Raw genomic sequence first — 6,185 nt, 5'->3', positions numbered from 1 at the left:
TAACGAGCCCAGTTCATCCGGAGTCATACCTCCAGAGAACAGCCGAAACCCACCCGGGACCAGAGCCCACGCACCACCTAACAAAGCACTACTAGGGGGCCCGGGAGTCAGCCCAGCAGCCCCGCCGGCCTCCGCGGCCGCCCGCCGCCACGACCAGGTCGCCCGTGTTGCGCTGCGTTCCTCTCTTCCGGTCGGGTCCCGTCGAACCGGCAGGTCGTCAACCGTCGAGCAGCGCCGCCAGGTTGCGGGTCTCCGCGAGCAGTTTGGTGCCGCCCTTGCGCGCGGCGGTGCGGGTGACCGCGTCGATCGGACCGCGGGCGCCGCTGCGGCGGGCGGTGTCGACGGCGACGGCGACCAGGTCGGCGGCTCCGCGCGGCGGTGGGCCGTCGAGCAGGCCGGGGAGCAGGACGGCCAGCACCCGCCAGGTCAACCGTGGTGCGGGGTCGGCGAGTTCGCCGAGGGTTGCGGCGAGGCGGTTGGGCTTGACGGCGCCGATGGCGAGCAGTTCGAGCGTTTCGCGGGCCAACTCGCCGGGGTCGAGCTGCTGTTGGGCGGCGAGCGAGAGCAGGGCGTCGACGGTGGCGGCGCGGTCCTCGGCGTGGCCGGCGCCGAGGCCGTAGGCGAGCGCCTGGTGGACGGCGAAGCCGCAGGGGCCATCGGCTTCGGCGAGCAGCGGCAGCAGGCGGGCGTTGCCGCGGACGGGGGCGTCCCGGGCGGAGTCGGCGAGTTGGCCGGTGATCCGGAGGGCCAGTTCCTCGCGGTGGTGCGGGAGCAGTGCGGTCCAGCGGGCGCTGGCCGTGCTGTCGTCGACGGCCGAGCGGCGGTGGAAGGGGGCGGTCGGGCCGAGCAGGAACCGGACGGCCTCGGGCGGCCCGGCGTCGGGGTCGACGCCGGGCACGTCGAGGGCGGGGATCGCGAGCCGGGCCAGCTGCGGTGCGTCCAGGTCGGGCTGTTCGGGGTAGCGGCGGTGCTCCCAGTCCTGGACGCCCGGCCGCCGGGTGCCGGCCGGCACGGGGACGGAGGTCCGCCGGGGCAGTCCGCCCTCGCGCAGCCAGGCCGCCAGCTGCCGGCCGGCGTCCGAGGTCAGCCGCTCCGCCCGCTCGTCGCGGCCTCCGTCCGCCGCCGTCCGCAGCAGCGCCTGCGCGAAGTCCACCGGCCCCGGCCGGACGCCCAGCTGCTCGTAGCGCTCCAGCCGCGCCACCAACTCCCCGGCGTCCAAAGCCCCGTTGACGTGGGTGGGGGTGGCGAGCAGGAACGGGACGGGGTCGGCGGCGAGGCGCCAGGCGGTCTCGTGCAGGCGGGCGGCGAGGAACTCGCCGAGGGGGCCGCGGAATTCCCAGTGGCTGAAGATCCGGCCCCGGCGGGACCGGAGGGCGTTCAGGACGCGCGGCGCGGGGATGGCGCCGGTGGCGACGGCGGCGAGACGGCCGAGCACCTGCCAGTCGTTGTCGGGGCGCAGGACGGGGGCGAGGGCGGCGGTGAGGGCGGACCGATCCGCCCAGACCTGCCGGACCAGGCCGTCCAGGACGCGTTCGAAGCGCACGCTCTCGTCCTCGGCGGCCAGGGCGGCGGCGAGTTCCTCGGCGACCTCCGCCGGAGTCTGGGGCGGCGCGGGCACCGCCACCGGACCGGGCAGCTCCGGCAGCCGGTCCTCCCCCGCCTCCACCGCCCCCGCCGACTCGACCACCACACCCAGCAGTTCGGCCGCCACCGGCGCGTTCGCCGGGTCCAACAGCAACGCCGCCGCCCGCAACTCCACCAACAACTCCCCCTCCGCACGCCCTACATGACGCTTGAGCACCTTCAGCGCCCGCTCCTGCACCTGCCGGTCCGGATGCCCGAAGCACCCCGCCACCCCGCGCAACGCCACCCCCACCCGGCCACTACCGGCCACCCCGTCCAACCACCCCAACAACGCCCGCACCAGCTTCTTCTCCGGACGCACCGCCACCACCCCCGCCGCCTCCGCGACCTCCCCCTCCCCCAACAACCCCGCACCGTCCAACGCCACCAACCACTCCACCGCACACCCCGCGACCACCGAATCCCCGTCCAGCAACGCCAACAACGCCCGCCGGTTGTCCGACAGTTCACCCACCTCGGGCGTCAACCCACGCACCAGCTCCAGGTACGTCCGCACCTCGCCCCGGCCACCACCCCGCACCAACCTGGCGAAACCCCGTGCCAGGAACGGCCCCCGCTCGATGACGCCCTCGGCGACGAGCCGGGCCAGGACGGCGGGCCAGCGCTGTTCGGGGTCCTTGGCGGCCCAGGGGCCGGAGAGCTGCTGGACGGTGTCGGCGTCGAAGACCAGCGGGGCGAGGACGGGGGCGAAGCTGTCGGCGCGCAGCCGGGCGTACAGGTCGGGGCCGGGCGGCAGCGGGTTGCGCCAGCGGCGGGGTTCGGGGTTGCCGCGGTCGCGCATCCACTCCTGGACCAGGCCGGATTCGGCGGGCGGCGGGGTGTCGCTGCGGCGCAGCAGGTACTCGGCGACCTCGTAGGGGACGGAGGTGCCCCAGCCGATCGGGTCGGCGGGGCGGGCGGAGAGGCCGTGGGCGAGCCGGAGGGCGACGTCCCGCTGCCAGTGGGCGGGGCGGGCGGCGAGCAGGGCGAGCAGCGGGCGCTGGGCCCAGTGCGGGACGTCGAAGTCGCGACCGGCGATCCAGTCGGCGGCGCCGGAGGGGGCGGTGTGGCAGACGGCGCCGGCGACCAGCAGGGCGGTGACGGCGCCGGGCCGCGCGTGCTCGGCGGTGCGCAGTTCGCGGCGGAGCTGCTTGAGCCGGGGCAGTGCGGCCCGGCGCTCGGCGTCCGTCATCGGCTCGACCAGGTCGGCCACCACCGGGAACCTGCCCTCCCGGATCGCCACCAGCAGGTTCTCGACGCTCACTTCGACTCCTCCCCTTCCGAACCCTGCGGCCCCTGCGGCCCCTGCGAACCTTCCGGCCCCTCCGGACCTCCGAGGCCTTCGGCCCCGCCGAGCATCCGCACCGCGAGCACGTGGCTGCACGGCCCGCGGCCGCCCCGGTGCCGGGCCCACCAGCGGCAGGTGCAGCCGAGGGCCGTCCCGTCGGCGCCGACCCGGACGTGGTGGGCGTGGTCGCCGACCGTGACGACCCGGACGTCGCCGGCCACCGGGCCGACGGCGTCGGCGGCGAGCAGGGCGCGGGCGGTGCGCAGGCGCGGGTTGCGGTCCTCGATCCGTCCGGCGTCGTACGGGAGGCGGCGGTGGAAGTGGGCGGCCTCGGCGAGGTCGTAGCCGAGCCGGCCCGCGGTGGCGAGGTGGGCGAGGGCGGCCCGGACCCGTTCGGCGGTGAGGCCGGTGTCCGCGGCGAGGTCGGCGGGGTCGATCCGGGGTTCCCAGGCGAGCAGGGCGGCGAGCGCGTCGACGTCCGCGGCGGGCACGTCCTGGGCGAGCAGGTCGAGCAGGCCGCCCTCGCCGGAGAAGCCGCGGGAGCTGTCGGGCGACAGGGTGAGGGTCAACCGGCCGCCGGGGAAGGCGAGTTCCCAGGCGGAGGCGGTGGGTTCGGTGGGGGTGCCGGGCGGGGCGTAGACGCGCAGCGCGGTGGTGTGGCGCAGCAGCGGGCGGAGCGCGGCGAGGCGTTCGGGGCCGGGCAGGCAGATCGCGCCGGGGCCGGGGCGGGAGGTGGCGCGCAGGCCGGGCCCGGCCGGGACGACCCAGCGGACGGTGCCGCGTCCGGCGGCGGGCAGGGTGCGCAGGAAGCGGACGGCTTCGGCGGCGGGGAGCCCGGCGCGCGGGTCGAAGCGGGCGGTGAGCAGCTGGGTCTCGGCGAAGCCCTTGAGCCAGCGCGGCGGCAGCGGGACCTTCCGTTCGACGATCGTGCCGCCGTCGGTGCCGACGACCATCTCCTCGGCGCCGACGGCGAGTGTCAGCCGTTCGCCGGGGGCGCGCAGGCGCAGGGCCTCGCGCAGCGGGGGGTTGACGTCGACGTTGGTGGTGCCGTGGCCGGTGGCGGCGCCGTCGAGCCCTTCGGGCAGGACGTCGAGCCGGGCGTGCACGCCGCCGCAGCCGGAGAAGGACTCGAAGCGCAGCCGGTCGCCGTCGGCGGTGACCACGGGGTCGAGCGAGGGGCCGCCGCCGGAGCGGTGGTAGCGGGTGGCGGCGACGTCGGCGACGGCGAGCAGGGCGGCGGCCGCGGCGTCGGGGTGGCGCAGCGCGCCGTCGAAGAACCGGGGGTGCTGGACCGCGCCGCGCGGGGTGGCGCCGCCGCTGGTGGCGAGCTCCAGCCGACTCGGTCGGAGCGCGGAGGAGCGCAGGTAGCGCAGGGTGTGGACGGTCGCGGTCATGGACGGAACGCTAACCTCCGCCCCCGACAGGCCCGGCGGGCGCCCGTGGTCCGGCACGTGACGCGCCCCACGGTCCCCGCCGCTGCAACGTGTTCTAGCATGAGCCGGGTGACCGTCCCCGCCGCTCCGACCCCCGATTCCCGCGCCGGGCTGCGCTCCTTCGCCGAGCTGCTCGGCATCGAGGAGTTGGAGCGGAACCTGTTCCGGGGCCACTGCCACGCGGGCGCGCCGCTGCGCGCGTTCGGCGGGCAGGTCGCGGCGCAGGCGCTGACCTCGGCGGGGCGGACGGTGGATCCGGAGCGCCGGGTGCACAGCCTGCACGGGTACTTCCTGCGGCCGGGCGACCCGCGCCGTCCGATCGTCTACCAGGTGGACCGGGCCCGGGACGGGCGCTCGTACGCGACCCGGCGGGTGTCGGCGGTGCAGCGCGGCGAGGTGATCTTCACCATGTCGGCGTCGTTCAAGCTCCCGGAGCGGGCGGGCGACCGGCAGCGCACCATGCCGCCGGTGCCGGGCCCGGAGGAGCTGCCGGACCCGTACCTGGCCTGGCAGCGGGACGCGCCGGAGGAGTTCGCGGGCGCGGCGGCCTTCCGGTCCCTGGAGATGCGCTTCGTCCCGGCCGACGCGCCCGGTCTGCCGCCGGAACTGCCGGGCGTCCCGCAGCAGTTCGTCTGGCTGCGGACGGGCGGCGCGCTGCCGGGGGACGATCCGCTGCTGCAGGTCTGCGCGTTGACGTACCTGTCCGACCTGACGCTGGCCTCGACCACGGCGCTGCACCTGCAGCCGCACCGGGTGCACCGGGTGGCGGAGCCCCGGGTGGCGCTGGCCTCGCTGGACCACGCGATGTGGTTCCACCGGCCGTTCCGGGCCGACGAGTGGCTGCTGTTCGCGCAGCGCAGCCCGTCGGCGTCGGACGGGCGGGGGCTGGCGATGGGCGAGTTCTACGACCGGGACGGGGTGCTGGTGGCCTCCGCGGTCCAGGAGACCCTGCTGCGCGAGCTGCGCCCGGCGGAGCCGTCGGCCCGCTGACCTGGGCCGCTCCCGGTCGCTCCCGGCCGCTCCCGGTGGGTGGCGGGTCCGTCACCCACCGGTGACCTGTCGTGTCATACCGCGGCGAGGGGCCGCCCCGTATCATGGTCCGGGTGACCAAGGTTGACCTGTCACCTCGTCCGGTGGAGGCGATGTCCCCCCGTCAGCTCGAACGCCGCGGCTCCCTCCTGTCCGCCGCCCTGGCCCTGGTGACCGAGATCGGCGTGGAGCGGCTCCAGATGAAACAGGTGTCGGAGCGTTCTGGCGTGGCCCTCGGCACCGCCTACCGGTACTTCTCCTCGAAGGACCACCTGCTCGCCGCCGCGATAGCGGACTGGCACCGGCTGCTGCTCGCCGACCTGGTCGGCGAGGTGGGGGCGGGGCGCAGCGCCTCGCCGACCGAGCGGGCGGTGCGGTTCGTGCGGCGGGGGATGCGGGCGTACCAGCGGCAGCCGGAGCTGGCCCGGCTGCGGGTGGCGGTGGCGACGTCCACGGACCCGTTCGCCAGCGAGGCGCTGCAGGGCCTGGCCCGGGCGGACCGGGCGGCGCTGGGGACGGTGCTGCCGGAGGTCCCGCCGGCCCCCGGGGAGCTGGTGCGGCACATGGTGGGGCACGCCTGGCAGGGCGAGTTGACGGCCTGGGTGACCGGCCGGACGACGCTGGACGACGCCCGCACCCGGCTGGAGGAGATGGTCCGGCTGGTGCTGACGCCGTACGAGCCGCCGCCCCCGCTGTCGACCTGAGCCGGGCCGGCGCGCCGTCCGGCGGGCGGTCCGCCGGCCCGGCCCCGCGCCGCCCGGGCCGACCGCCCGGCCGGTCCGGCGCGCCGCGCCACCCGCATGCCGGATTGT

At 76.8% G+C, this 6,185-nt stretch carries 4 protein-coding genes; 2 read left to right on the top strand and 2 right to left on the bottom strand.

The window, feature by feature from the left end:
- Positions 1–217: 217 nt before the first annotated feature.
- Together ACZ3J7_RS37250 and ACZ3J7_RS37245 are read right to left on the bottom strand one after the other, a co-directional pair.
- A complete protein-coding gene (locus ACZ3J7_RS37250) occupies positions 218–2,887 on the bottom strand; it encodes a DUF7824 domain-containing protein (RefSeq protein ID WP_465627702.1) in 2,670 nt (889 codons plus the stop codon).
- A complete protein-coding gene (locus tag ACZ3J7_RS37245) occupies positions 2,884–4,305 on the bottom strand; it encodes an SWIM zinc finger family protein (RefSeq protein ID WP_465627701.1) in 1,422 nt (473 codons plus the stop codon). The genes ACZ3J7_RS37250 and ACZ3J7_RS37245 overlap by 4 nt, the downstream gene beginning before the upstream one ends.
- Positions 4,306–4,404: 99 nt before the next feature.
- On the opposite strand from ACZ3J7_RS37245, the gene ACZ3J7_RS37240 reads away from it, so the two are divergent.
- Both ACZ3J7_RS37240 and ACZ3J7_RS37235 read left to right on the top strand, forming a co-directional pair.
- Positions 4,405–5,334, top strand: a complete 930-nt coding sequence (locus ACZ3J7_RS37240; RefSeq protein ID WP_465627700.1) for an acyl-CoA thioesterase — start codon at positions 4,405–4,407, stop codon at positions 5,332–5,334.
- 113 nt (positions 5,335–5,447) lie between these two features.
- Complete coding sequence (locus ACZ3J7_RS37235; protein ID WP_465627699.1) at positions 5,448–6,077, top strand: TetR/AcrR family transcriptional regulator; 630 nt, start codon at positions 5,448–5,450, stop codon at positions 6,075–6,077.
- Positions 6,078–6,185: the final 108 nt, after the last annotated feature.

The sequence above is a fragment of the Kitasatospora sp. NPDC015121 genome (assembly GCF_055562955.1).
Note: the sequence above shows the minus strand (reverse complement) of the source record. Positions and strands in the feature narration are given on the sequence as shown.